The organism is Sinorhizobium sp. 22678 (genome assembly GCF_052044265.1).
Classification (GTDB): Bacteria; Pseudomonadota; Alphaproteobacteria; order Rhizobiales; family Rhizobiaceae; genus Sinorhizobium; species Sinorhizobium meliloti_A.
Genome location: NZ_JBQEMS010000010.1, coordinates 1 through 22866 on the forward strand (window position 1 = coordinate 1; position 22866 = coordinate 22866).

The 22866-nt window shown below is 60.8% G+C and carries 27 protein-coding genes and 4 tRNA genes; 12 read left to right on the forward strand and 19 right to left on the reverse strand.

Annotation, left to right across the window (positions count from 1 at the left end; translation table 11 throughout):
• Positions 1–75: 75 nt before the first annotated feature.
• From ACTJKL_RS16170 to metG, 4 genes are all read right to left on the reverse strand, one after another.
• Positions 76–1503, reverse strand: coding sequence for an ISNCY family transposase (locus tag ACTJKL_RS16170; RefSeq protein ID WP_440852859.1), 1428 nt, complete (start codon positions 1501–1503; stop codon positions 76–78).
• 249 nt (positions 1504–1752) lie between these two features.
• Positions 1753–2589 (reverse strand): MBL fold metallo-hydrolase, encoded by an 837-nt coding sequence (locus ACTJKL_RS16175; RefSeq protein WP_440853297.1) that lies wholly within the window; start codon positions 2587–2589, stop codon positions 1753–1755.
• Position 2590: 1 nt separating this feature from the next.
• The gene (locus ACTJKL_RS16180; RefSeq protein WP_440853298.1) at positions 2591–3370 is read right to left on the reverse strand and encodes a TatD family hydrolase; all 780 of its coding nucleotides are present in this window, start codon (positions 3368–3370) and stop codon (positions 2591–2593) included.
• 13 nt (positions 3371–3383) lie between these two features.
• On the reverse strand, positions 3384–4934 hold the full coding sequence (metG, locus tag ACTJKL_RS16185; protein ID WP_440853299.1) for a methionine--tRNA ligase: 1551 nt from the start codon (positions 4932–4934) through the stop codon (positions 3384–3386).
• A gap of 286 nt (positions 4935–5220) precedes the next feature.
• Here metG and ACTJKL_RS16190 point away from each other — a divergent pair, with 286 nt between their 5' ends.
• Complete coding sequence (locus ACTJKL_RS16190; RefSeq protein WP_338283076.1) at positions 5221–5526, forward strand: pyrophosphohydrolase domain-containing protein; 306 nt, start codon at positions 5221–5223, stop codon at positions 5524–5526.
• Here ACTJKL_RS16190 and ACTJKL_RS16195 read toward each other — a convergent pair.
• From ACTJKL_RS16195 to ACTJKL_RS16210, 4 genes are read right to left on the reverse strand one after another with little or no spacing between them, the layout of a single operon-like run.
• A complete protein-coding gene (locus ACTJKL_RS16195) occupies positions 5521–6552 on the reverse strand; it encodes a DNA polymerase III subunit delta' (protein WP_018094911.1) in 1032 nt (343 codons plus the stop codon). The two genes, ACTJKL_RS16190 and ACTJKL_RS16195, sit on opposite strands and share 6 nt — an antisense overlap.
• Positions 6549–7253: a dTMP kinase gene (gene tmk, locus ACTJKL_RS16200; RefSeq protein ID WP_440853300.1), complete on the reverse strand. Its 705-nt coding sequence runs from the start codon at positions 7251–7253 to the stop codon at positions 6549–6551. Before tmk ends, ACTJKL_RS16195 begins: the two co-directional genes overlap by 4 nt.
• Positions 7254–7310: 57 nt before the next feature.
• On the reverse strand, positions 7311–8465 hold the full coding sequence (locus tag ACTJKL_RS16205; protein WP_324763384.1) for a D-alanyl-D-alanine carboxypeptidase family protein: 1155 nt from the start codon (positions 8463–8465) through the stop codon (positions 7311–7313).
• A 56-nt stretch (positions 8466–8521) separates the two neighbouring features.
• Complete coding sequence (locus ACTJKL_RS16210) at positions 8522–9562, reverse strand: septal ring lytic transglycosylase RlpA family protein (protein WP_440853301.1); 1041 nt, start codon at positions 9560–9562, stop codon at positions 8522–8524.
• Positions 9563–10012: 450 nt separating this feature from the next.
• On the opposite strand from ACTJKL_RS16210, the gene ACTJKL_RS16215 reads away from it, so the two are divergent.
• From ACTJKL_RS16215 to ACTJKL_RS16240, 6 genes are all read left to right on the forward strand, one after another.
• Positions 10013–10225, forward strand: a complete 213-nt coding sequence (locus ACTJKL_RS16215) for a hypothetical protein (RefSeq protein WP_440853302.1) — start codon at positions 10013–10015, stop codon at positions 10223–10225.
• Positions 10226–10418: 193 nt separating this feature from the next.
• Positions 10419–10508: transfer RNA gene (locus tag ACTJKL_RS16220), tRNA-Ser, on the forward strand.
• 267 nt (positions 10509–10775) lie between these two features.
• A tRNA-Ala gene (locus ACTJKL_RS16225) sits at positions 10776–10851 on the forward strand.
• A 195-nt stretch (positions 10852–11046) separates the two neighbouring features.
• Entirely contained in the window at positions 11047–11211 is a 165-nt protein-coding gene (locus tag ACTJKL_RS16230) for a hypothetical protein (RefSeq protein ID WP_013844460.1), read from the forward strand.
• A 222-nt stretch (positions 11212–11433) separates the two neighbouring features.
• Entirely contained in the window at positions 11434–12150 is a 717-nt protein-coding gene (gene lexA / locus ACTJKL_RS16235; protein WP_018094916.1) for a transcriptional repressor LexA, read from the forward strand.
• A gap of 218 nt (positions 12151–12368) precedes the next feature.
• Positions 12369–12442 (forward strand) — tRNA-Cys (locus tag ACTJKL_RS16240).
• A gap of 46 nt (positions 12443–12488) precedes the next feature.
• On the opposite strand, the gene ACTJKL_RS16245 is transcribed toward ACTJKL_RS16240, so the two are convergent.
• The gene (locus ACTJKL_RS16245) at positions 12489–13568 is read right to left on the reverse strand and encodes a calcium-binding protein (RefSeq protein WP_440853303.1); all 1080 of its coding nucleotides are present in this window, start codon (positions 13566–13568) and stop codon (positions 12489–12491) included.
• Positions 13569–13964: 396 nt separating this feature from the next.
• Here ACTJKL_RS16245 and ACTJKL_RS16250 point away from each other — a divergent pair, with 396 nt between their 5' ends.
• Positions 13965–14312, forward strand: coding sequence for a hypothetical protein (locus ACTJKL_RS16250; protein WP_440853406.1), 348 nt, complete (start codon positions 13965–13967; stop codon positions 14310–14312).
• A gap of 47 nt (positions 14313–14359) precedes the next feature.
• On the opposite strand, the gene ACTJKL_RS16255 is transcribed toward ACTJKL_RS16250, so the two are convergent.
• Positions 14360–14641, reverse strand: coding sequence for a hypothetical protein (locus tag ACTJKL_RS16255; protein ID WP_440853304.1), 282 nt, complete (start codon positions 14639–14641; stop codon positions 14360–14362).
• A 142-nt stretch (positions 14642–14783) separates the two neighbouring features.
• Between ACTJKL_RS16255 and ACTJKL_RS16260 the strand changes: the two genes are divergently transcribed.
• Positions 14784–14858 (forward strand) — tRNA-Asn (locus ACTJKL_RS16260).
• Between the two features lie 375 nt (positions 14859–15233).
• Here ACTJKL_RS16260 and ACTJKL_RS16265 read toward each other — a convergent pair.
• From ACTJKL_RS16265 to ACTJKL_RS16280, 4 genes are all read right to left on the reverse strand, one after another.
• Positions 15234–15407, reverse strand: a complete 174-nt coding sequence (locus ACTJKL_RS16265) for a DUF3606 domain-containing protein (protein ID WP_100674268.1) — start codon at positions 15405–15407, stop codon at positions 15234–15236.
• Between the two features lie 537 nt (positions 15408–15944).
• Positions 15945–16787 (reverse strand): type 1 glutamine amidotransferase domain-containing protein, encoded by an 843-nt coding sequence (locus ACTJKL_RS16270; RefSeq protein WP_440853305.1) that lies wholly within the window; start codon positions 16785–16787, stop codon positions 15945–15947.
• Between the two features lie 54 nt (positions 16788–16841).
• Positions 16842–17144, reverse strand: coding sequence for a putative quinol monooxygenase (locus ACTJKL_RS16275; protein WP_440853306.1), 303 nt, complete (start codon positions 17142–17144; stop codon positions 16842–16844).
• Between the two features lie 13 nt (positions 17145–17157).
• The gene (locus ACTJKL_RS16280) at positions 17158–17949 is read right to left on the reverse strand and encodes an SDR family NAD(P)-dependent oxidoreductase (RefSeq protein WP_440853307.1); all 792 of its coding nucleotides are present in this window, start codon (positions 17947–17949) and stop codon (positions 17158–17160) included.
• 97 nt (positions 17950–18046) lie between these two features.
• Here ACTJKL_RS16280 and ACTJKL_RS16285 point away from each other — a divergent pair, with 97 nt between their 5' ends.
• Positions 18047–18964 (forward strand): LysR family transcriptional regulator, encoded by a 918-nt coding sequence (locus ACTJKL_RS16285; protein ID WP_324763394.1) that lies wholly within the window; start codon positions 18047–18049, stop codon positions 18962–18964.
• A gap of 17 nt (positions 18965–18981) precedes the next feature.
• Here the strand turns inward: ACTJKL_RS16285 and ACTJKL_RS16290 are convergent, their stop codons facing one another.
• Together ACTJKL_RS16290 and ACTJKL_RS16295 are read right to left on the reverse strand one after the other, a co-directional pair.
• Positions 18982–19371, reverse strand: a complete 390-nt coding sequence (locus tag ACTJKL_RS16290; RefSeq protein WP_440853308.1) for a cupin domain-containing protein — start codon at positions 19369–19371, stop codon at positions 18982–18984.
• Positions 19372–19538: 167 nt separating this feature from the next.
• Entirely contained in the window at positions 19539–19922 is a 384-nt protein-coding gene (locus ACTJKL_RS16295; RefSeq protein WP_440853309.1) for a VOC family protein, read from the reverse strand.
• Between the two features lie 462 nt (positions 19923–20384).
• On the opposite strand from ACTJKL_RS16295, the gene ACTJKL_RS16300 reads away from it, so the two are divergent.
• Both ACTJKL_RS16300 and ACTJKL_RS16305 read left to right on the forward strand, forming a co-directional pair.
• On the forward strand, positions 20385–20729 hold the full coding sequence (locus ACTJKL_RS16300; RefSeq protein ID WP_440853310.1) for an SMR family transporter: 345 nt from the start codon (positions 20385–20387) through the stop codon (positions 20727–20729).
• Entirely contained in the window at positions 20726–21052 is a 327-nt protein-coding gene (locus ACTJKL_RS16305) for an SMR family transporter (RefSeq protein WP_100674260.1), read from the forward strand. The genes ACTJKL_RS16300 and ACTJKL_RS16305 overlap by 4 nt, the downstream gene beginning before the upstream one ends.
• Before the next feature lie 77 nt (positions 21053–21129).
• Here ACTJKL_RS16305 and ACTJKL_RS16310 read toward each other — a convergent pair whose 3' ends face one another.
• Genes ACTJKL_RS16310 through ACTJKL_RS16320 form a run of 3 tightly spaced genes read right to left on the reverse strand, consistent with a single transcriptional unit; the run spans position 21130 to position 22619 of the window.
• Positions 21130–21528 carry a type II toxin-antitoxin system VapC family toxin gene (locus ACTJKL_RS16310; protein WP_440853311.1) on the reverse strand — a complete coding sequence of 133 codons (399 nt, stop codon included), beginning with the start codon at positions 21526–21528 and terminating at the stop codon, positions 21130–21132.
• The gene (locus tag ACTJKL_RS16315) at positions 21525–21731 is read right to left on the reverse strand and encodes an AbrB/MazE/SpoVT family DNA-binding domain-containing protein (RefSeq protein ID WP_440853407.1); all 207 of its coding nucleotides are present in this window, start codon (positions 21729–21731) and stop codon (positions 21525–21527) included. Before ACTJKL_RS16315 ends, ACTJKL_RS16310 begins: the two co-directional genes overlap by 4 nt.
• Positions 21732–21737: 6 nt before the next feature.
• On the reverse strand, positions 21738–22619 hold the full coding sequence (locus tag ACTJKL_RS16320) for an SDR family NAD(P)-dependent oxidoreductase (RefSeq protein WP_440853312.1): 882 nt from the start codon (positions 22617–22619) through the stop codon (positions 21738–21740).
• Positions 22620–22866 lie beyond the last annotated feature (247 nt).

Below are 22866 nucleotides of genomic sequence, written 5' to 3' on the forward strand. Positions count from 1 at the left end.
CTGGTCAGGGTTGCGCAGCCCGGTCGGCGGCGGATGGCTCCAGCTGCAAGATAAACTTTAGCTTTGACATCCCGATCACTCCGCCGCTTTCAGCTGCGCAAGGGCTTGCTGGCGCTTGGCGATGACCACCGGATCCTTGGTAAAATCCGTCTTCCGGCCAGGCTTCGTGCCGCGCTTTTGATAGCCATTGCTCTGGCTGCCGTCGCGAATGCCGAACATATGGTCCGTCTGGCCGGTGCGGCGCGGCCCGCCCTTGCTGCGCTGTTGCTCTCGTCCGGCCTGCATCTCGGCCACCACCGCCAGCATGTCATCAAGGCGCTTGTTCTCAACCACCTCGCAGCGGTGCACCGAGCGCAGCGTGTCGAAGGTTCTGTAGGGCAGGGACGTCCCCTCATGGGTGACCTCGAGGCGACCGTCGGGATAGTCGCAGACAATGACCTTCTTGCCGGCGAGCGCCGTGGCGAGGTCGGTCGGATCGAGGATGAACATCACCTTGTCATAGCGCAGCGTCAGCGACTGCGACAGCTTGCGGATCTCCTTGCGGCACATCGCGCCATCGAGGTTCTCATGCGCGGCAAACGGCCGATGCATGTCCTTCGGATTGCGCGGCGCCTTGCCAAAGCGGCGATTGAAGTCGGCCATGAACTCCGGCGCATAGGCATTCGCCGCCGCGATCGTGTCGATGCCGCGCAGCCGCAGTTCCTTGACGAGGCGATCCTGCAGCGTCTGGTTGGCGCGCTCGACGCGTCCCTTGGCCTGCGGGGTGTTGGCGCAGATGATGTCGATGTTGAGTTCATAAAGGGCTCGCCCGAACTGCGTCAGGCCACTGGTTCTGTCCTTCTTGGAAGCATGGGTGGTGCGGAAGACGCCATGCTTGTCGCTATAGAAGGCGATCGGCTTGCCCCATTGCTGCAGGTAGGCCTTCGTCGCGTGCAGATAGTCGAAGGTGTTCTCCGATCCGGCGAAGCGTAAGTGCAACAGCTTGCCGGTGGCATCGTCGATATAGACGAGCAGGGCGCATTTGGGGCCGCGGCCTTCGAACCACCAATGAAGCGAGCCGTCGATCTGAACGAGTTCGCCGAAACAATCGCGCCGGCCGCGCGGCTGGAAGACCCGCTTCTTGCGCTCGCGTCGCGACACCCAGATGCCGACTTCCATCATCCACTGACGCAGCGTCTCCTTGCTGACGGCAATCCGGTGGCGCTCCAGCAGCTTCTCGGCCGCCAACGTTGGTCCAAAATCCCCGTAATGCTCACGCACCAGATCGAGCACCAGGTTGCGGAAATCCTCGCTATGACGCCGGTTGCTCGGACGGCCGCGCTTCTTCGACACGAGACCGTCGGCGCCGTCCAGGTCATAGGCCTGCAACAGCCGGTGGACCTGACTGCGGCTGAGACGAAGCAACGCGGCCGCCTCGACGACGGTCAGGCTGCCACCGCGAATCCGCTGTATGAGTTCAAGACGATGCAATTCCTTCTGCGACATGGTGATCAAACAAGACATGACGACTCCGAACGCTCATGGTCTCAACCACGCTTCACGTCGCCAGTCTTCCTTCCAAACGTTGACGTTTGACCAGCATCCCGAGAGGCGACGACTGTCGCATCTCTAACCGGCTCATATGTCGCGTCTCTAAACTGCCGCTACATGCATCCATCGCATAAGATAGATTATGGAACGGATCGCTGTGATCTAAGAGAGGCGTAAGTCGCATCGGATCAGTGACTTATATAAGATCTCTGATATGGGACTTTATGCGTCTTCCGCCGACGGCCGGTCGATATCGAATTCCATGCGCATCATGTCGTAAGCCGGCTCGACGTGATCCGGCGTCTCCGCGCACACGGTCTCGTAATCCATCGGCACATGCATATGCGTGAGCACGGCGCGTTTCGGCCGCAGCCGGTTGATCCACACGAGCGACTGCACCAGGGACAAGTGACTCGGGTGAAATTTGTACTGCAGCGTGTCGATGACGAGCAGATCGAGTCCGCCGAGCTTCCCGACCGTTTCTGCCGGAAAGTCGCTGACGTCGCTGCAATAGGCAAAACCGCCGATACGGAAGCCGAGCGAATGGACGTTGCCGTGAAACTGCGTCAGCGGCTCGAACGAGATCGGCCCGCCGGCGCCATGGATGGTCAACGGCGGCAGGTCGTCGGGAATCACATAGGGGTCGACGATCGGCGGATAGCCGCTGCCTGGCGGCGACTCCAGACAATAGCGGAAGCCGTCGCGAATACGGGCCATCGTGAACGCATCGGCCCAGATCGGCACGCGCCTGCGATTCTCGATGACGAAACCGCGCAGATCGTCGATCCCGTGCAGATGGTCCGCATGGGCATGGGTGTAGAGCACGGCATCGATGTGGCGTACATTCGCCGCGATCATCTGGGCTCGGAAATCCGGGCCGGTGTCGATCACCACGGTCGTCTTGCCGCCGTCCGGCGCAAACTGTTCTACGAGCAAGGCCGCTCGCATGCGACGGTTGCGCGGGTTCGACGGATCGCAGGCGCCCCAATCACCGGTGATGCGCGGCACGCCCGGCGACGAGCCGCAGCCCAGAATGGTGAAGACCCGCCGAAACGCCATTTCAAAGCCTCGGCATCTTCGAGAAGATCCTGAAGGCGTTTTCGGTGGTGATTTCGGCAATCTCCTCGCTGGAGACGCCGATGGCTTGCGCCAGCACCTCGGCCGTGTGCGCCACGTAGGCCGGTTCGTTGCGCTTGCCGCGGAAGGGCTTCGGTGCCAAATAGGGCGCGTCCGTCTCGACGATCATCCGATCGCGCGGGACTGTCCTGGCGATGTCCCTCAGTTCCTCGGATTTCGGGAATGTCAGGATCCCCGAAAAGGACACATAGCCGCCGAGCTCGACGCCGATTCGGGCGAGGTCCGGGCCGGACGAGAAGCAATGGAGAAGGAAGGGGAAGGCGCCCTTCCCCGATTCCTCGGTTAGAATCGCAGCCATATCGTCGTCGGCCGACCTGCTATGGATGACGAGCGGCAGTCCGGTTGTTCGCGCCGCCGCGATATGCCGCCTCAATCCCTCCGCCTGCGCGTCGCGCGGCGCGTTGTCGTAAAAATAATCCAGCCCCGCCTCGCCGATCGCGACGACCTTGGGATGGGCGGAGAGCCGAACGAGATCGTCGGCCGTCACGTCCAGTTCCTCATCGGCATTATGAGGATGCGTGCCGACGGAACAGGAGACGTTCGGATATTTTTCGGCGATGGCGAGGATCGTGTCGAACCGTTTCACCCGGGTCGAAATCGTCACCATCTGCGCGACGCCGGCCTCGCGCGCGCGCTCGATGATTGCGTCGCGTTCGGCCTCAAAATCTGGAAAATCGAGGTGGCAATGGGTGTCGATCAGCATGCTTTCGTCTCGTTCAGGCTTCCGGCGCGACGTAGCGCGGGAAGACCGGCTTGGGTGCTTCGAGCGGCGTTCCGGACACGAGGCGCCCGGCTTCGCCAAGATGGGCGAAATCGCGACGGTCGGCCGGCACGGCGACGAGATCCAGGAGTTTTCCCGCCGATTCCGGCATGAATGGCTGCAGAAGGATCGCGACCTGGCGAACGACCTCCGCCGTGACGTAAAGCACGGTTGCCATGCGGCTCGGATCGATCTTCTTCAGCGCCCAGGGCTCCTGGCCTGCGAAGTAGCGGTCGGTCTCGGAAACGACGGCGATGATCGCCGCAAGTGCGCGATGAATGAGCTGCTTGCCCATTTCCTCGCGTGCGGTGTCGATCAGCGAGTCGGCGGCGGCGAGCATCGCCTTGTCTTCGTCGGTCAGCGGTCCACAGAGCGGAATCTGGCCGTCACAATTCTTGACGATCATCGACAGGGAACGGCTGGCGAGATTGCCGATACCGTTGGCGAGGTCGGAATTGATGCGGGTCGCGATCCCCTCCTCGCTGTAGCTGCCGTCCTGGCCGAACGAGACTTCGCGAAGGAAGAAATAGCGGATCTGATCGAGGCCGAAATGCTCGACCAGATTGAACGGATCGACCACGTTGCCGAGCGACTTCGACATCTTCTCGCCCTTGTTGAGCAGGAATCCGTGAGCGAAGACGCGCTTGGGAAGCGGAAGACCGGCCGACATCAGGAAAGCCGGCCAATAGACGGCGTGGAAACGGATGATGTCCTTGCCGATGACGTGGATATTTGCCGGCCAGAATTTCGCGCGCGGACCCGTCGGGTCGGTCAGATAGCCGGTGGCGGTGACGTAGTTGGTCAGCGCGTCGACCCAGACATACATCACATGAGCGGGATCGTTCGGAACTTTGATTCCCCAGTCGAATGTGGTGCGCGAGACGGAGAGGTCCTTCAAGCCCGACTTGACGAAGGAAATGACCTCGTTGCGCCGTTCCGCCGGACCGATGAAGTCGGGATTTTCCTCGTAGTGCTTGAGGAGCTTGTCCTGGTAGGCGGACAGCCGGAAGAAGTAGCTCTCTTCCTCCACCCATTCCACGGGCGTTCCCTGCGGTCCGTAACGTACGCCGTCGCCGCGCAGTTCCGTCTCGTTTTCCTGGTAATAGGCCTCGTCCCGAACGGAATACCACCCGGCATAGGAATCCTTGTAAAGGTCGCCCGCCTCGCCCATGCGGATCCAGATCGCCTGCGAGGCCTCGTGGTGGCGCTGTTCGGTCGTGCGGATGAAATCGTCGTTGGAGGCGTTGAGCAGCCGCGCCATATTCTGGAATTCGGCCGAATTGCGGGCGGCAAGCTCCTGCGGCGAAATTCCTTCCTTCTTCGCCGTCTGCTGCATCTTCTGTCCATGCTCGTCCGTCCCAGTCAGGAAGAAGACCTCGCGCCCATCAAGCCGCTGAAAGCGTGCCATGGCATCCGTCGCGATCAGCTCGTAGGCATGACCGATATGCGGCTTGCCGTTCGGATAGGAAATCGCGGTGGTGATGTAGAACGGGGACGTATCTCTCATAGCGGGCTTCGATATCCTCGGGACAGAAACTATGGGGTGCTATTACCGCATCGCCTTCGGGTAGGAAACCGGTAGATCACGTTGAATTTAGGCCGGAGCGACCTGACCATGGCCGTGAACCGTCTTCGAGGGGGAAAATTCGGGCTCCGCGGAAACCTCGCATACCCTTCTCCACCCGGAGCGCAAGTGAAAGCTTCTCTCCAGCCGCGGGGCTTCCCGCGATATCAGACGGGATTGACACGAAAGATCGTCTGGAACAAAACAAAAACAAACGGGGGGAGAGTGTGTGCTCAACGAACTCAGACGAAAATTCGAGAAAGCGTCGGCGGGCTATGCGGCGATGCATTCGATCAGCCGTGATCCGGATTGGTTTATATTGAAACTGCAGGAGGAAATGGGGGAACTGACGCAGGCCTGGAACAACGCCACAGGACGGGGGCGCGACCGGCAGGTCTCCCCGGAGACGCTGCGCCAGTCGATCGCCGACGAAACGGCCGATCTCCTCGGCCACGTTCTGCTCTTCGCCCACCACAACGATATAGACCTGGCTGCGGCAATCGAGCGAAAATGGAAGTTCGCTCCCTACCTATAGAGCTTCCTTGAGATCATCGAGGAGGGAAAGAACCGTCTGCTTGCGGTCGAGGTTATAGGCCGCGCTCAGCGTCAGGCGTTCGCCAACGGTGCTGGACAGCCTGGCGAACCGTTCGGCCGCGCCGACGTCGCCGGCGATCGCCGCCTCGCGAGCCATCCGCATGATGCGCCCCGACAGCAGCGACGAAAAGAAATCGAAGATCGTTTCGCTGTCCTTGCCCGAAAGCACGTCGGCCAGCTTGTGCATGTTCTTGCGAACGGCCGGGCCCTGCCCCGCCAGAATGTCTTCGAAAGCCTCGGCTATATCCAGCCCGCCATAGTTGACGAGCTTCAGCGCCTCAGAAACGCTGCCGTTTGCGGCGGCGAGGACGCGCTCTGCATTCAGGCCCGCGAGATCGAGCCCGAGATGCGCAAGCGCCTGGCGCAGCGCTTCCGTGTCCAGAGGCTTCAGCCGCAAAGGCAGGCAACGCGAGCGGATGGTCGGCAGGAGTTTTCCCGGCGCATGGGTGAGCACCAGAAACAGCGAACGGCGCGGCGGCTCCTCCAACATCTTCAAAATGGCATTGGCGGCGTTGCGGTTGAGATCGTCGGCCGGATCGATGATGACGATGCGCCAGTTTCCGGTGCCCGACGTCTGGCCGAAGAACTTGCCGGCGCGGCGAACCTCGTCGACCGTGATCGCGCCCTTCGTCCTGCCCGTCTTTTCGTCCACTGGGCGCGCGAGATGCAGGAGATTGTGCGATGCGCCCGAACCGAGCTGTCTCGTGACGATAGAGGCGGGATCAGGGTCGGCAAGCCTTTCGGGGGCGTCTGCCGGATCCGGATGGCTCAGGACATGATTGGCGAAGCGGAAGGCGAGTGTGGCCTTGCCTATCCCCTCCGGCCCTTCGATCAGGATCGCGTGATGACCCTTTCCGGACCGGTAGCTCTGTGCGAGAAAGGCTTCCGCCTCCCGATGACCGAAGAGCTTGCTGTTCATCACGGGAGCAAGCGCGCCCTCCAGCACACCTGGCTGTTCCGGGGTCATGACGTCGCTTCCACATTCGAGGGTTGCGGCTTGCCCTCAAGCGGCAATAGCGCCTCGGCGAGACTCAATACTTCGGCAGCGATCGCGGTCGGCGGACGGTTGGCATCGACGACGCGGCATCGCTCCGGATCGGCCGCGGCAATATCGAGAAAGGCTTCGCGCCGCTTTTCATGCGTCGCCAGCTGTTCCTTTTCAAATCGGTCGGGACTGTCGTTTGCGGCGCGGCGGCGGGCGCGCTCCAGCCCGACCGAGGCGGGAAGATCGAAAATGATGGTGCAGTCGGGAATGACACCGTTCACCGCAACGCGTTCCATGGTCTCGACGAAGGCCGGTTCCAGATTGCCGGTCACGCCCTGATAGACGCGCGAGGAATCCATGAACCGATCGCAAAGGACGATCGTTCCTTGCTGGAGCGCCGGCCGGATCACCTCCTCGACGTGGTCGCTGCGAGCGGCCGCAAAGAGGATCGCCTCCATCCGGACTCCGAAGGACTCCGCCGCGCCCGAAAGAAGGACGTGGCGAACGGCTTCGGCACCCGCGGAGCCTCCCGGCTCGCGCGTGGTGAGCACGCGGTAGCCGCGCGCGCTCAGCGCTTGCGCAAGAAGGCGCATCTGGGTCGACTTGCCGGCCCCCTCTCCCCCCTCGAATGTTATGAACAAACCCTTGGTCAGCGACACTTCAATTCCCGGATCGGCGTGCATTATCGTCCCTGTTTAGCCGATCGGTCCCGCGGAAGAAACCGTCGCAAAGCGCATTTGTCACAGCCAGAAGAACAGCAGTTCCTGCAGCGCGTCGAGCGCCCGGCTCGTGAGCGTTCCGGACTCGACCGCCCTCGCCGTCTTCACGGGAACTTCCCGCAGCAGCTTGTCCCCGTTCCAGAGCTTGACGACGCCGACCTGCTGACCGGCAGCGACGGGTGCGTTGAGCGGCCATTTGTAGACGATGCGTGCCGTCAGCCGTTCGGGATTTTTTACCGGCAGCAGAACGTCGACCGGGCTGCCCGCCACGAGCGCCACTCGGGAATCCGCGCCGCCGTAGACGCTCGCCTCTCCGATGGTTTCACCATCTGCGAAAATGCGCCGTTTCTCGAAAGCGGTCATCGCCCAATCCAGGACCCTGCGGCTCTCGTCGATTCTCTCCTTTTCGCTCTCGAGGCCCCCCATCGCGAGAAAGACCCGGCGGTCGCCCCGTTGCATCGAGACGGCGAGCGAGAAGCCGAAACCCTCCGCAAAGCCGGTCGCCAATCCATCGACGCCGACATTCGCGGCGATCAGAGGGTTCTTGTTGCGCTGAAGGATCTTGTTCCACTCGAATTCCGGCTGCGAATAGAGCCGGTAGTAATTCGGGTGCGCCTCGTACAGGTGCCGCGTAAGGGCGACGAGTTCGCGCATCGTGATCTTGTTTTCCGGATGCGGCAGCCCCGTGGCATTCCTGAATGTGGCGACCGGCAGCCCTAGCTCGCGGGCCCGCTTGGTCATCAGTTCGGCAAAAGCAGCCTCGCTGCCAGCAATTCCCTCAGCCAGGACAATGCACGCATCGTTGGCGAGTTGCACCGTTGCGCCCTGGATGAGATCCGCAACGCGGATCCTGGATTTGATCGCGGCGAACATCGTTGCAGTGCCGGAGGGGGCCCCGCCTGTACGCCACGCATGTTCAGAAACCTCGAAACTCGTCTCGGACGTCAGGTCGCCCTTATCCAGGGCTTCGAAAACCACCTCCATCGCCATGAGTTTGGCGAGCGAGGCAGGCGGGACGGGTGCATCCTCGTCGCGTGAAAAGAGCACTGTGCCCGTCTCGGCATCGACGAGATATATCTGCTTCGCTTTGGTGTCGAAGGCGGGCGTCTGTGCGACCGCTGGTCCCGAAACGATGGCCGCGAGGAAACCTACGACCGCAAGCCACTTCATGCGCATGAGAAACTCCGGTTCTGCATGGGCATATCAGCGCGAAAAGCCCTCTTCAACCGGCGTCAGCGCGAGTCGGCGTTTCGGTACTGGCGCTTCGCATAGGCGAGAATGGAATCGGGGGTCAGCGGATTGCGATCGACCATGATCGCCTCGAAGGGCGAAGGCTTGTCGCTGACGCGAACTTCGACATAGGCCGCAGCATAGGCCATGCTGCCATCCGGCAGCGGGATCAATTGCGGGCGCGACGTAGGCATGGGGCCGATCTGCGGCAGAACGACGAATTCGCCGAAGGCGCTTGGTGCCGCCGAGGCCTGGGCCGGCTTTGCCAGCGCGTTCACCGGTACGCCGGCATCGAGCGTCGATCTGTTCGGAACCGGAACGGCGCGGAGATTCGGAACCATGTCGCGCAGCGGCTCGTTGGAAGCCACCATCACGCCTGAGGCGATCTGCCCTTCCGGCATCACGCTCGGGCCACGGTCGCCCTTCCTGACGTACGAAGCCATGAGGTAGGGCATGTCATTGCCTTCGAGCGGCGCACGACCGACATATTGAACGCGAACATTGGCGCTTCCCTTGCGCTTGATGTCCAGCAGGTCGGCGGTTTTCGAAGAGACGTCGATGATCCGGCCGTACTCATAGGGGCCGCGATCATTGACACGCACGATGACGGACGTGCCGTTCTCCAGGTTGGTCACGCGCGCATAGCTCGGCAGCGGAAAGGTCGGGTGAGCGGCCGAAAGGTGATGCTTGTCATAGACTTCGCCATTGGCCGTCAGCCGGCCATGGAAGGCAGACCCGTACCAGGAGGCCATCCCGCTCTTGTTGTAGCCGAAATCCTCCTTCGGCTGATACCACCTGCCTTTGACCTGATAGGGTTTGCCTACCTGGTAGCGGCCACCGCCCTTGGGAATGTTGTTTCCGGTAGCGACTCTGGGGCTGGCTTTGACGCCATAGACGGACTCGGCGAAGTATTCCTTGCTCCGCGACTTGGTCTTCTTGACGCTCGACGTCGACCCGCAGGCCGCAAGCACCGCGCAAAGCAACGGAACCGCTGCGAGACGGAGCCCCCTCACAAGATATGCCGCACCGTTATTGGATGTCATCTGTCCCACAAGATCATTCGCAAAGCCGCACCCGAAATCCGCTCCTGCAGCGCTCGCGCATCCGACCGAACGCGCAACGATCGTCGCAATCGTGCAGTAGTTCCCCCCGCGAGAATTTCGCCGTCCCGAAACGGAACAGTCGAACAATCATGACAACAACAAGGCGAAATTGCGAACCGGAGGACGAACGGAGGCTAAAAAACGCTCGCTATGGTTTATGAAGCGTAAATGAGTCGCTGGACCATGGTCCGATAGAGCGCGCCAAAGGTCCGAAACCCGTTGCCGGGTTTCCCTGCCGATACATATCGCAATAAGCACCCGCGCGGCTCGTCGGCCGCGGGGTGCGGCGGCCTCAGAGCTGGCCGAAGCTTCCCGTCGGTGCAACTCTGAGGCTCCGTCCCCGGTTGGCGTGGTGCCCGTGCTCCGGCCCAAGTCCGAGAGGATATCGCAATGGACGACAGATACGATTATGGGCCGCCGGAGCGACGGGCGGCAACCGGCCTCCCCTTAGGCATAATGCTCCTGTCGATGTTGGCGATTGCCGTTTATCTGCTTGCCGGAGCGGCGCTCCTGGACGGCAGAAGTCCGGATGTCGCGGCCTACGTCGCCCGGGCAGGCGACGAAAGACCGCCTGCAGCGCCGGACAGCGGACGGCGCCCGTGACGATGGCCCACAACCGTGCCACGGCGTATGCGGCGCGGCACGCCTCGAATGCAAGCAAATGCTCCGGAGCAAGTTGACGCTGTGATCAAAGCTGCTAAAAAGCCAGCCGTTGGTGAATGGGCAGCAAACCCGGTAGCGATCGCCGGTCCATCGAGAACTCGGAAACGAATTTCACGAAGCTCCGCAATCACCTGGAAGAGTGGCCGAGCGGTTTAAGGCACCGGTCTTGAAAACCGGCGTGCGTGAAAGCGTACCGTGGGTTCGAATCCCACCTCTTCCGCCATTTCAGAATTGATCCGGGCACGCCGGAATTCCCAGCTTCTCGTCACTGATGGCCGTCTTCCCCAGCCGCAAGGCTCGTGGCCGCCCTGCCCTTCCGACGCTTTGCGTCACCTGCCGGAGCGGAAGAAGCTGCTTGGGACTCCATCGCGAAGGGGCGATATTCGGGTGGGTGAATTGCAGCGTGCCCTACCGGGCGGCAAGGGTGAAGCCGGCAAACGGAATGCACTGGCGCGCGGGGCCGAAAAATCTTATACAATGGGTGACCAGTGGGGTCGTAGCTCAGTTGGGAGAGCGCCGCAATCGCACTGCGGAGGTCGAGGGTTCGACTCCCTTCGACTCCACCATTCCCATCTTTTGTCCAGCCCGGAGACCTAGGTGACAGAACTTACCTGGGGCAACTTCGACCGATGCCGGACGTCAGGCTGCCAGGGCTCGGTCGATGCCGAGGCTCGGCTGCGCTTGCCAAAAAAGCTGATTTGAGAGAAAGTTTTAGTCTGACCCGTTCGAGGTCTGGGCAACTCCCGCGAGTGGAGAAAAACATGCCTGTTAAATCTTTGGTGGCAGCCGTAATTTTTTCCCTCTTCGCCCTTTCGGGGTGCGCCAGCACAGGCTCGACCAACACGACCTATACCCAGTGGTACGGGCCCTATCCCGAGCCTGAATTCGACGTTCTTACGCCGGGCGGACTGCGGCTTGCCTATTAGCATGGCATAGGCGAGCGACTGGGGCGGCCGCTGTAAGCCAAACATGCGAGAGCGTATCGCCCCCTGCCCCGACATTCCGAGCGATCGCCAACGACACGCCGGATCGGAAGCGGACAGGCATTCAGCAGCAAGCGGTATTCACGGAATTTTAGGCACTTGCGGAACACATATGGAACAGATAGGTTCTGTTCTTGATTTGTTTCGCGATTCTGGAGTGACGCCATGCTAACCCGCAAGCAACAGGAATTGCTTCTGTTCATTCATGAACGAATGAAGGAATCCGGGGTTCCGCCGTCCTTCGACGAGATGAAAGATGCCCTGGACCTTGCCTCCAAATCGGGCATCCATCGTCTGATCACCGCACTCGAAGAGCGCGGGTTCATTCGCCGGCTACCGAATCGCGCTCGAGCCCTCGAAGTCATCAAGCTGCCGGAGGCCTATGCCGGTGTTTCGCAGGTCCGCCGCGGCTTTTCGCCGAGCGTGATCGAAGGCAGTCTGGGCAAGCCTGCGGCCCCGCCCCCCGCACCGAAACCGGCGCCCCCGGCCGAGATCGCGTCGGTCGCTGTCCCGGTCATGGGCCGCATTGCCGCCGGCGTGCCGATTTCCGCAATCCAGAACAACATGCACGATATTTCCGTACCGGTCGAAATGATCGGCAGCGGCGAGCACTACGCTCTCGAGATCAAGGGTGATTCGATGATCGAGGCCGGCATCCTCGATGGCGATACGGTGATCATCCGGAACGGAAGCACTGCCACCCCCGGGGATATCGTCGTCGCCCTGATCGACGACGAGGAAGCAACTCTGAAGCGTTTCCGTCGCAAGGGCGCCTCTATTGCGCTCGAAGCCGCCAATCCGGCTTACGAGACACGGATATTCGGTCCGGATCGGGTCAAGATCCAAGGCAGGCTTGTCGGCCTCATCCGGCGGTACCACTAGCCTCCCGACCAGGTGTGCAGGCGTTTCCCACGGAAGTACGCAATTTCAAAGCGTTAGAAGTGGGGGCATTGCGCCTTGGGGCGCTATGGCCACGCCTCCACAGAACCGAAGCCATATTATACAGAATAAAAAAGACCCTATTCCAAATGTACCCTCTTGCGGATTGCGGGCAATCATTCTAAATCCGCGCCACGATTTGAAAAATCGCAAATCGTAGAGGCCTCGTGGCGGAGTGGTGACGCAGAGGACTGCAAATCCTTGTACCCCGGTTCAATTCCGGGCGAGGCCTCCAAAAAACCACCCCTATTCAGCTTTGTTACCGACAAATCTTACCTGCGTCAGACGAAGGCGAAATCCGCGCCCGCAAAGACGAAGTTGGCAGCGCTGAGGTCGGCAGCGTGGATGCCGATCAGAGTGACCTGATCGACCGTGCCATTCAACTGCAGGACAGCGTTCCCGTCGGCATCGTTGCCGATGTTGGGCAAAAAATCAGCGAAGTCGTCGTAGCCATAGCCAGCGATTTGGATGACGTCCTTGTCCAATTCGAAGTCGAAGATCTCATCCCGACCACTGTTTCGTGAAAACAGGAACTGATCGGCACCGGTCTCGACCGCGAAGGCTGCGGTCAGTCGACCATCACCCCAGAGCTGATCGTTACCGGTGCCGCCGATCAAGAGGTCGTTCCCACCCGCGGTGTCCACGCCGACCTCTGCATCGCCATACAGGACATCATTGCCTTTGCCTCCGTCGAGCAGGTCGTCGCCGCCACTGCCGCCACGTGAGAAAAGAACGTCTCCAACGAGAAAGTCATTGCCCGAACCACCATACAGGTGGTCGTTGCCGCCAATGCCGGATTCCACGACGCCCTGGTCGAGGCCATCGCCGTAGAGCTTGTCATGGCCCTCTCCGCCCTGGAGGCGATCGTTCCCGCCAACGAAAAAATCGCCCAGGGAGAAAGCGTCGCCCGAGAGAGTATCGTCTCCGGCGCCGCCGTCGAGCCAGTCGTCTCCACCACGTCCGCTGAGGCAATCGTAGCCATCGCCATAGAGTGTATCGTTGCCTTTGCCGCCAGAGAGACGATCATTCCCTCCGGCGACGATAGCGGAATCAATCGCATCGATCTGGAAGGCATCGCCGTACAGCGTGTCGTCGCCGGCGCCGCCGTCGAGCTGGTCGTCGCCACCACGCCCCTGATTGGAGATCGTCCAAGCGTCGCCGAAGAGCGTGTCGTTGCCCCCAAGGCCGTCAAGGCTGTCGCGGCCACCCTGCCCCGAAGACAGGAAGCCGCCGATTTCGGAGACTCCCAGGCTATTGCCGGTCGTGAACGGGTCTCCGAAGATAATGTCCGGATCGTTCGTTCCGAAGATGTGGTTGTCCAGCCCGAGCCAAGGGGCGATGCCACCGATTAGATGCGCCATTTTTCTCTCCACAGTGCTGTAAAGTAGGCGATGCTCGTCTTGGGAAACCAGGACGGCCTTCGCGGCGCCGACTTCGTCGGGCCCCGTCGGAGTGACGAGCTAACGCTATGAAAATACGGATTTCCTACGAAAGACCGTTACACCCTTTTCCTGAAAGCGCTCCAATGTTGCCGAACGCGATGCTCCTGTCTATTGACCACTTTGGATTAACTACAAGTTGTACTTTGCGACCACACTCAGCGTCCGGATACTGGAAGAAGGACGAGCTCTCCCACGCTACCGAAGACGTCCGCGAAGGCGAAACCTCGAGGATCGTGTGGTCTCGTGATCGGCGGTTGTGATATAGCGGTCCGTCGGCCGGCCTCATCGGGAGGGCGGCACTCGAAGCGCGACATGATGGATATTCCTTGGGGCTACATTCAGCGCCACTTCGATTGGCTCGGGCATGTGGTCGAGGGCTTCTGTATTGCAGCAGTCGTCGCCCTCCTGTTCATGGCGATTGCGCCGAGAAGGCTGGCGCTGATCATCGGCCTCGCCTTCGCCATCGGACACTTCCACGGCCGCGAGAAACGTGATTTCGAGATCAGCGCAAAGCTGCCGCCGCCTCACCTGGAGGGTTATGAAATGTGGAGGTGGAGTTGGGATCAGGCGACCGATTTCTGGCCGGTCGCTTTGGTCCTCGCCTGCGTCATTGTCGCCCTCCTGCCCGAACGACGTCGAAAGCCGCGCAATTCCGACGACTGAAATGCGTGCATCCGGATGCTGGCGGAACTCTTGGCAAGGCCCACCTCTCAGGACCTGCCGGACGAGTTCGGCTTGCTGCGCCATCGGGCCCACCATACGGCCAGCTTGCGCCGCCGTCGGCGCATCGAGGGAATATCGTGCGAAAGCACGAGCAGGCCCAGAGGAACCATCCAGAAGCCCAGGATGGGCAGAAAACCGAGCAGACCGCCGAAGACGAGCAGAACGCCGATGAGCACGCGCAATGCCGGCGAATTGGGCAGGCTCATCCGCCATTTGCCGAGCACAATCTCACGCGTCTTGGGATTGATGCCAAAATGCTTCTTCGCCATCACTCTTCTTCCGTACCAATGACCCCACAGTTGGTGCCTTCTCCACAGGGCGGCAACCGCCTGCCGACATTTTTTTTGAAAAACCGCTTGGCAAATCGGAAAAGCATTTGTATTAGCAGCCTCACTTCTGCGGCGCAGATGATCCCTGGTAGCTCAGCGGTAGAGCACTCGACTGTTAATCGATAGGTCGCCGGTTCGAATCCGGCCCGGGGAGCCAGTTTCCAAAGCCCTGCACCTCACGGTGCGGGGCTTTTTCTTTGAATATTTTCAATCGCTTAACCGATCATGGCAAATGCACCAAGCCTCTAAGGGTTCGGTGCTGGCTTGCTTTTTGGTTACATTTTGGCTGCTTTTCGGACCACACAGGCCGGCAAACGGGGAATTCCTAGGGTTCGAAGATATTGCGTGTTACGCAATGAGAAACGCCGCAAGCGGCATCTATCGCTATTATCGCCGCGCCCGAGCTGCACAAGAACTATCACGCGGCATGGGAGAAGGCGCGGATCAGGAGACGAACGCCACGAAAGGCGGGACGCGACCGCCATTTGAGCCGGAGACAAAGGAGGTCCAGCAGGCGACGCTCTTTTGAGCGTTATTTCTTGCCGAGATATTCCATCACTTTTTCGCGGTTCGGCCCAGCTTCACGGATCGCCTTCAACGCCTTTTGCCGCGTCACCTTCGCCGTTCTCATGAGGTAGGCCACCTCGTGCTCCTGTTCGGAAACGAGCTCACGGTCGCGGCCTTTCTTCTTCGGATTATCTGCCATGCTTTCCTCTCATCGACGGTCTACCACGAGCCGCCCGACAACCATCTATTGCTGAGATAGTCCTTCGTTTTCACCCCGGCAGGGTTTCCTTCACGGAGGGCCTCCTGCACCATCCTTCTCCTATAGGCCGCACTTTTCTCATCACTGGCGACCCCATGCCCCTCAGTGGAAACGAGATCGCGGTTACGATCCGGCTCCTTGTCATTATCTGCCACTCTTTTTCTCCATGTACTTGGATGAAGAATAGGAGCGGATCACACTTCGGCAAGGGCGGGCTTATGACGCGTCACTAGGTGATGTCATAGTCCGGGGCGCGCCGTCGACCGGTAGCATTTCACTATCCGTATCAGGGACGTCCACGGCTCAATCAGTGCCTCGATGTTCTCAGCTTCAGATGTCCTCTTTGCTCAATTCAACTCGAGGTCCGGCGCGGCATTCCTGCTGCGCCGGGCTTTTGCATTCGATGAGCCCCGCATCAACACCGCAACTGAGCGCGGTCTCGCCGGCTGGCCTCGTGCTGGCCGGACATGTCGCCTCTTACTTCAAGCGCTCGAGGAGTTCCTGCGCCACGGCGGGGGCCGAGGCCGGATTTTGGCCCGTGATCAGTTCCCGATCGGTGACGACATGCGCGCTGAAGGGCGCATCGGAATGACTATAGCGAGCACCTGCTTGCGTGAGAGCATCCTGCGGATAGAACTTCATCGCGCCGCCGCCGAGCAATCCCTTTGCCAGTTCCTCTTCCTCATTGCTGATCACAGTCAGGTTGTAGCCGGCATAGATCCATTCACGGTCTGCTTTCGCTGCGCCTTCGGTTTCGAGCTGTGTGGTGAAAGCCTTCGGGTCCCGCAGGGTCGAGATGAGCGCGATGGGGCCATGGCAGGCGAGCGCGGTCGTCTTGCCCTGTTCATGGAAATGCGTCAGCAACTTGCCGAGCTCAGGGCTGACAAGAAGATCCTGCATCGGGGCATGGCCGCCAGGGACATAGACCGCGTCGAAATGGTCGTAGCCGATCTGCTCGACCCGCGCGAGACTGATTACGGGCGAGGCAGTGTCAGACAGCAAGCCGATTTCCTCAAGCTGCGCTTCGCTCGCCTTCATCGCAGCTTCGTCTCCGCCGAAATACATCTTGTCGATAGAGGTTTTGTCGATGGACGGCGCCGTGCCCTTGGGGGTGGCGAAGGTGATCTCGTGACCGGCATCGAGCAGCGCCTCGACCGGCTGCATCAGTTCGTTGAGGTAAAAGCCGGTCTGGAAGACCTTGCCGTCCGTCAGGTCGAGATGGTCTGAATCGGAAAGAACCACCAGCACGTTTGCTGCATTTGCGCTGGCGGCGCTGAAACCGAGGGCAAGGGTGATGGCGAGGCGACGCAGGTATTTCATCGTCTGTCTCCGGATGCTTGAAAATTGCGTTGTCAGGAGTGTGTTGCGGCTGTGTCAGCCGGCGATCTTCGCCAGCCGATGCAGCGAGAAATCGGCGAAATAGTCGCCGACGCCGCTGGCCAGAAACCGCTGCATGGCAGCGCCTTCCATGTGGGCACGCCATTGTGCTTCGCTCTCCCAGCTTTCGACGAAGATGCGAATGCGGCCGTCATCGAGGGACTGGTGCAGTTCGTAGCGCAGGCAGCCGTCCTCCATGAGAGTCTCGGCGACGAGCTTTTCCTGGGCAGCCCCAAGGGCCGCCTCCTTGCCGTCTTTGGCGGTAGTCATGGCAATGATGGTGAGCGGAGAATTTGACATCGCACGCGCTCTCTCAGGCAATCGTATTGACGAGGCCGCCCTCGGCGCGCAGTGCTGCGCCGTTGGTGGCCGACGAAAGCGGGCTGGCGAGATAGGTGACGAGGTTTGCCACTTCTTCTGCCTCCACCATCCGCTGCAGGATCGAAGCGGAGCGCGCAGTGGCGAAGAATTCGGCCTCGATCTCTTTGATCGGAGCGGAAGGATCGGTGGCCTGGCTGCGCAGGAAGGTCTCGATGCCTTCCGAACGGGTCGGCCCCGGCAGCACCGCGTTCACCGTGACGTTGGTGCCGCGCGTCAGTTGCGCCAAGCCGCGCGAGACGGAGAGTTGCGCCGTCTTGGTGGTGGCGTAATGGATCATGTCGGGCGGGATGGCGAGGCCGGACTCGCTTGAGATGAAGATGATCCGACCCCAGTTCTGCTCCAGCATGCCAGGCAGGTAAGCGCGCGACAGGCGTACGCCGCTCATCACGTTCACCTCGAAGAGATGGTTCCAGTCAGCGTCGGTGATGGCGCCGAAGTCCTTGCTTTCGTAAATGCCAAGATTATTGACCAGGATGTCGACCGACGGCGCGGCCTTGGCGATGGTCGCTGCGCCATCAGCGGTGGCAGCGTCTGCGAGAACGCCGGCAACGGATTCCCCGCCGGACGTCTTGATGTCGGTGATGGCTATGTCGAGCTTCGGCCGGTCGCGGCCGGTGATGATCACATTCGCGCCTTCGCGGGCGAGCGCGCGGGCGATTTCGAGCCCGATACCAGCGGTGGCGCCGGTAACGAGCGCGGTTTTATCGGTCAGTTGCAAATCCATGACGTGGCTCCTGATTGTGTCCGAACGCAATCTATGATCTGAGAGCCCGAGGAACTATTGCCGCCACTGGATATGCATCTGTGAATGGAGATCATCAGTGCCGCGCATTTTGATGGAACGCTCTGGCGAGATGGAGGTGTTTGCGCGAGTGGTGCAGGAGGGCGGCTTCTCGGCGGCCGCGCGCAGCCTCGACATCACGCCATCGGCGGTCAGCAAGCTGATCGCGCGTCTGGAGGCAAGACTTGGCACGCGCCTTCTGATGCGCACGACCCGCGCGCTAACGCTGACCGAAGAAGGCGAGGCTTATCATCACGCCGCGCTCAAGATCTTGCAGGCTCTGAACGATGCTGATCGGGAAGCGTCGGGCGGCGCCGTTCGTGGCCGGCTTCGGGTGAACGCCACCATTCCGTTCGGCACCATGTTCGTGGCGCCTGCGATGCCCGCCTTCATCGCGCGGAACCCCGATTTGATCGTTGATCTCAGCTTCGCAGACGGTATCGTCGATCTCGTCGCGGAAAAGACCGACGTCGCCATTCGCATGGGCAACCTGCCGGACAGCGGCCTGATCGCGCGAAAGCTCGGTCAGAGCAGGCGAGTGGTGTGCGCCGCGCCTTCGTACCTGGAACGCAAAGGAAAGCCCCAGACGCCCGCCGACCTCGAGCGTCATGACTGCCTGACCTTCAACTTTCGCCGCGAGCGGCCCTCATGGCCCTTCCGGTGGGACGGCCGGGAGATCGCCCAGGCGGTCACCGGAAGCCTGGTCGTCAACAACGGTGAGACGATGAAGCAGATGGTGCTGGCCGGAGCCGGCGTTGCACGGCTCGGGCTGTTTCACGTCGCCGCCGACATCGCCGCCGGAAGGCTCGTGCCTCTGCTCGAGGACTGCAATCCAGGTGATCTCGAACTGATCCACGCCATTTACGTCGGCGGTGGACCATTGCCGCATCGGGTTCGAGCCTTCATTGAATACATGATCGATGCATTGGAAGAGTCACCCCTCCTGAAGGGCGGATAGGTGTTATGCGGGGCCGTCTAGTCGAGGTCGGTCTGGATCCAATGCGGCGAATGGTGGACGTCTATAGTCTGTAAACGCCCTGGTCCGAGATTTTCGAACCGGTGTGGGATGTTAGCCGGGCCAAACACAGCCTGACCGGCAGTCGCGTCGAGGACAGTGTCTCCAACGAAAAAACGGGCCCGGCCCTCGATCACGACAAACACCTCGTCATAGGGATGCACGTGAAGACGGGGGCCTTCGCCAGTGCGGTTGGTGCCGTAAGCGAGCACGGTCACCGGTGCTCCGAGTGTGTCACCCGGCAAAGAGCCACGCCAGGGACCTTCAGCACCCGGATCAAAAAGCGTTGCCTGAGCAGGCGCGCTTCCGCTTGGCCTGACCGAATTGACGTCGAAATCTTCGCGCGTCATGTCATCTCTCGCGAATTGTCCATCTCTGTGTGTCACAGTTCAGTATGAAGTCAGCCGGCCTATCCAGAGCCGCGACCGAATTGCCCTGCATCGCGGCTCCAATCTCCGGATATCTGGCGCAGCAAGTGCGCTACGTGATCGTCCCTTCCTTACGTCGGTGAAGCCGCTCATGCGCTGTTCAGATGGAGGATGTTGCCGTCGGGATCCTTGAACCAGACCATCTTGAACCCGTTCGCATCGTGGAGCCCGTCTTTGTATGGCACGCCCTCCATCTCATAGCGCTCGAACGTCACACCCTTGGAACCCAAGTCGGCAACGATGGCGTCGATGTCTGGTCCGCAGTCCCACACCACGGCATTGGCCTTGTTGGTGCCGGCAAATTCCGAACTATAGACGACCAGATACGTCGCGCCCGTCTTGTAGACCAGCACGCCTTCCATGCCTTCGTCGTTGAGTTCAAGCCCCAGTATATCACTGTAGAAACGCCTCGCCCGATCGATGTCGCTCACCGCGACAATGGCCGAGGAAGACTTGTCGTTGAGTGCGTTCATGGAATGTCTCCTTGATTGAGAGGACGCATGACCTGCTTCGGTTCCGACACCGAAGAGGGTGGTCTCGGCAATTATCCAGAAAGTGACACAAACGAATGAGGCTGCATCGGCGATGCTAAATGTCCGCTATTCGGCTCCCGGCCCCAACGGTCGCTGCCAAGATCGCATACGGTCGCTTCGAGTTCAGTCGCGCGATAGAGGCCTTAGCAGACTTTCACGAGCAAACATTCCTGGCACATCGCGCTTGGATACCAGCGAGGAACACCGACGGCGGTGAGATCTCGCGTTCGAACGATGCCTCGTTTCTCGCGCCAAAGCGACAGCTCGCTCTCTGAGTGCTGGTTTCGGGCGTCTTTGGCGTTGACACGGTTAGTGGAATCGAGAATTCGTAATTCGCGGTTTCATCCTGCCCGGCGAGCCAGCTTTCATTTTTTCGGGCTGATTTTTCTCGTAGGCTTCCTCATGCGTTTTGCATGGCTTTTCCTGGTCCTTGCGATCGCGACCGAGGTCGTCGGCCTGACCGTGATGAAGGCGGCATCCGGCTCCGGCACCTATTGGGGGCATATCGTCATGTATGCCTCGATCGCGCTCTCCTACGTCTTCCTGGCGCGAGCGGTGAAGACCATTCCGGTCGGCGTCGCCTATGCGGTCTGGGAAGGATCGGGCGTCGCCGTGATCACGCTCGTCTCTGTTTTCGTTTTCGGCCATGCGCTTTCCGGTCGCGAGATGCTGGGCCTTGCGATGGCCGTCGCGGGAATACTTCTCCTCAATGCCGGCAGGAGCGATGCCGCGGAAACCGCCGCATGAGCGCGTCGGGTCTCTCCTTCGCATTCGCGGTCGCCGCCGGTGTGCTCGATGTGGCAGCGAATCTCGCCTCGACGAAGTCGAACGGCTTTGCCCGCCGCGGCTGGGGTGCCCTTTCGATCGTCCTGGTGCTTGCGGCCTTCGCGCTCCTGGCGGAAGCGATCAAGGACATGGACCTGGCGATCGCCTATGCCATTCTCGGCGCAACCGGAATCTTCGGTACGGCCATCTGCGGCCGCCTTTTCTTCGGTCAGAGGCTGAAACCGATCGGCTGGCTTGGACTGTCACTGATTTTCGGCGCGGTGCTGGTGCTTCACACCGCCTGACGCGGCTGTCCATCTGAGCCTGAGCGCTTGTTCCTCAGGGCCGAAGCGACGGCTGCCTGCCCGGCACCAGCAGCTGATCATCGGTTTACGAGGCGCATTCCGGCATGATCGGCTGCCGGCTTGTCGAAGGTCAGCGTTTCGGCGCAGCCTGCCAAGCGCCCGCCGTGGGCGATCAGCGCATCGGAGAAGTCCGCCTTTGTCGTGCGGTAGGTGGCAAGCGCCAGATAACCGGCATCCGCTCGATCAACCACGATCTCACGCGCCCGCAACAAAGTTTCAATAACGCGAGCAACGGCTTCGCGTGGCATCTTATATGAGCGCGTTAAGACCCCGACGGTTTCGACGAGAACGACCTGCGAGATGTAGCCCGGCGCCTCGGATGTGAAGCCGTCAATGATCTGCGAAGCCAACGGTGACTGGATCGTATCGTCCTGCGCCAGGTAGCGCAGGAGCAGGTTCGTATCGATGCCGATCATTCGCCGGTGGATCCAGCGGCTATCGCTTTCTGCATATCCTCGAGACTGACCGGCCTGTCCGGACGAGGAACGATCCCCTTGAGCGACCTGATCGAATGGGAAGCGGGCACAACGGCGTAGTGGCCGTCCTCCATACGGATGAAGTCCACACGATCCCCGGCGGAAAGACTCATATCGGGGCGGACCTTGGCCGGGCATGGGATGTAGGGTCAAGATTGCAGCGGTCGAGGGCGGTGCTGATGCTTGACACCGCCTGAGGGCTGTCCGTCGGATCCTGAGCGCTTGTTCTTCGGAGCCGATGCGACGGCTGCCCTCCCCGGTACCAGCCGATCGAGAAGCGCGAAATAAAGCCCATAGGGCAGGATCCGCAGCAATTTGACCAAGTACGTAAATCGTTTCGGGAAGGTGATCTCGAAACGCGAAGACTTCAGCCCCGCGCATATCCGCTCCGCCGCCTCCTCCGTGCTCACCAGCGCGGGTCTCGGGAATCCGCCTTTCGGCACGGCCTTCGTATCCACGAAGCCGGGACAGATGACCTGCAGGCGGATGCCGATGCGGTCGAGATCGAATTTCAGGCTCTCCGCCATGTTGATGAGTGCCGCCTTGCTCGCACCATAGGCGGCGCCCATCGGCAGGCCGCCATAGCCGGCCACCGACGACATGATCGCGATTTGTCCATGCCCCTTGGCCTTCATATGTTCGACAAGCGGAACGAGGCAGTTGACAACTCCGTTGAGATTGACCGCGAAGCTTCGGTCGAAGGCGTCTCGGTGCAGGTCGTCGCCACGGACCGGCAGGACGACGCCGGCGTTGAGCACAGCGAGTGCCACCTGCCCGTGCTCGTATTCGATTTTTGCCAAGAGCCGCTCCATGTCTTTCGGATCGGTGACGTCTCCATCGAGAACGATCATCCGCCCTGCTCCGGCCGCCTCGTGCTGAAGGTCTACCAGCTTCTCGTGACTTCGCGCCGTGACGACCACCGAATAGCCTTCCTCGGCCAATCGAAGCGCCACGGCGCGACCGATTCCGGAACTCGCGCCGGTGACCCAGGCCAATCCATGTTCGGGGCGGGCGGTGAATACGGCTGTCATCTTTTCCTCGCTCGTCGACGGGGGTTCTCACCGGGGCCACCGCATAAGCGGCCGGTCCCATACCTCTCCGGACGGCAAGCGCCTGCCCCGCAATCTCCGCTTCCCGCCCGTCGATTGACGGCAGAGACGTTTTTTGCCCGGGACAGGAAAGCTGCGAAACGCTATTCCTTGCCTGTAAGACAGAGTGAGCCGAAAACACGCCAATATTTCGGCAATCCTACCCATGAAACCAAATGTTTATCGGCTT

Coding starts and splice junctions, on each gene's coding strand:
- ACTJKL_RS16310 (WP_440853311.1), bottom strand. CDS start 21,528: ATGATCGGCATCGATACGAACCTGCTCCTGCGCTACCTGGCGCAGGAC.
- metG (WP_440853299.1), bottom strand. CDS start 4,934: ATGAGAGATACGTCCCCGTTCTACATCACCACCGCGATTTCCTATCCG.
- ACTJKL_RS16215 (WP_440853302.1), top strand. CDS start 10,013: ATGGACGACAGATACGATTATGGGCCGCCGGAGCGACGGGCGGCAACC.
- ACTJKL_RS16265 (WP_100674268.1), bottom strand. CDS start 15,407: ATGGCAGATAATCCGAAGAAGAAAGGCCGCGACCGTGAGCTCGTTTCC.
- ACTJKL_RS16195 (WP_018094911.1), bottom strand. CDS start 6,552: ATGACCCCGGAACAGCCAGGTGTGCTGGAGGGCGCGCTTGCTCCCGTG.
- ACTJKL_RS16290 (WP_440853308.1), bottom strand. CDS start 19,371: ATGACGCGCGAAGATTTCGACGTCAATTCGGTCAGGCCAAGCGGAAGC.
- ACTJKL_RS16230 (WP_013844460.1), top strand. CDS start 11,047: ATGCCTGTTAAATCTTTGGTGGCAGCCGTAATTTTTTCCCTCTTCGCC.
- ACTJKL_RS16305 (WP_100674260.1), top strand. CDS start 20,726: ATGAGCGCGTCGGGTCTCTCCTTCGCATTCGCGGTCGCCGCCGGTGTG.
- lexA (WP_018094916.1), top strand. CDS start 11,434: ATGCTAACCCGCAAGCAACAGGAATTGCTTCTGTTCATTCATGAACGA.
- ACTJKL_RS16255 (WP_440853304.1), bottom strand. CDS start 14,641: ATGGCGAAGAAGCATTTTGGCATCAATCCCAAGACGCGTGAGATTGTG.
- ACTJKL_RS16300 (WP_440853310.1), top strand. CDS start 20,385: ATGCGTTTTGCATGGCTTTTCCTGGTCCTTGCGATCGCGACCGAGGTC.
- ACTJKL_RS16180 (WP_440853298.1), bottom strand. CDS start 3,370: ATGCTGATCGACACCCATTGCCACCTCGATTTTCCAGATTTTGAGGCC.
- ACTJKL_RS16270 (WP_440853305.1), bottom strand. CDS start 16,787: ATGAAATACCTGCGTCGCCTCGCCATCACCCTTGCCCTCGGTTTCAGC.
- ACTJKL_RS16210 (WP_440853301.1), bottom strand. CDS start 9,562: ATGACATCCAATAACGGTGCGGCATATCTTGTGAGGGGGCTCCGTCTC.
- ACTJKL_RS16250 (WP_440853406.1), top strand. CDS start 13,965: ATGGATATTCCTTGGGGCTACATTCAGCGCCACTTCGATTGGCTCGGG.
- ACTJKL_RS16205 (WP_324763384.1), bottom strand. CDS start 8,465: ATGCGCATGAAGTGGCTTGCGGTCGTAGGTTTCCTCGCGGCCATCGTT.
- ACTJKL_RS16280 (WP_440853307.1), bottom strand. CDS start 17,949: ATGGATTTGCAACTGACCGATAAAACCGCGCTCGTTACCGGCGCCACC.
- ACTJKL_RS16170 (WP_440852859.1), bottom strand. CDS start 1,503: ATGTCTTGTTTGATCACCATGTCGCAGAAGGAATTGCATCGTCTTGAA.
- tmk (WP_440853300.1), bottom strand. CDS start 7,253: ATGCACGCCGATCCGGGAATTGAAGTGTCGCTGACCAAGGGTTTGTTC.
- ACTJKL_RS16320 (WP_440853312.1), bottom strand. CDS start 22,619: ATGACAGCCGTATTCACCGCCCGCCCCGAACATGGATTGGCCTGGGTC.
- ACTJKL_RS16175 (WP_440853297.1), bottom strand. CDS start 2,589: ATGGCGTTTCGGCGGGTCTTCACCATTCTGGGCTGCGGCTCGTCGCCG.
- ACTJKL_RS16245 (WP_440853303.1), bottom strand. CDS start 13,568: ATGGCGCATCTAATCGGTGGCATCGCCCCTTGGCTCGGGCTGGACAAC.
- ACTJKL_RS16275 (WP_440853306.1), bottom strand. CDS start 17,144: ATGTCAAATTCTCCGCTCACCATCATTGCCATGACTACCGCCAAAGAC.
- ACTJKL_RS16295 (WP_440853309.1), bottom strand. CDS start 19,922: ATGAACGCACTCAACGACAAGTCTTCCTCGGCCATTGTCGCGGTGAGC.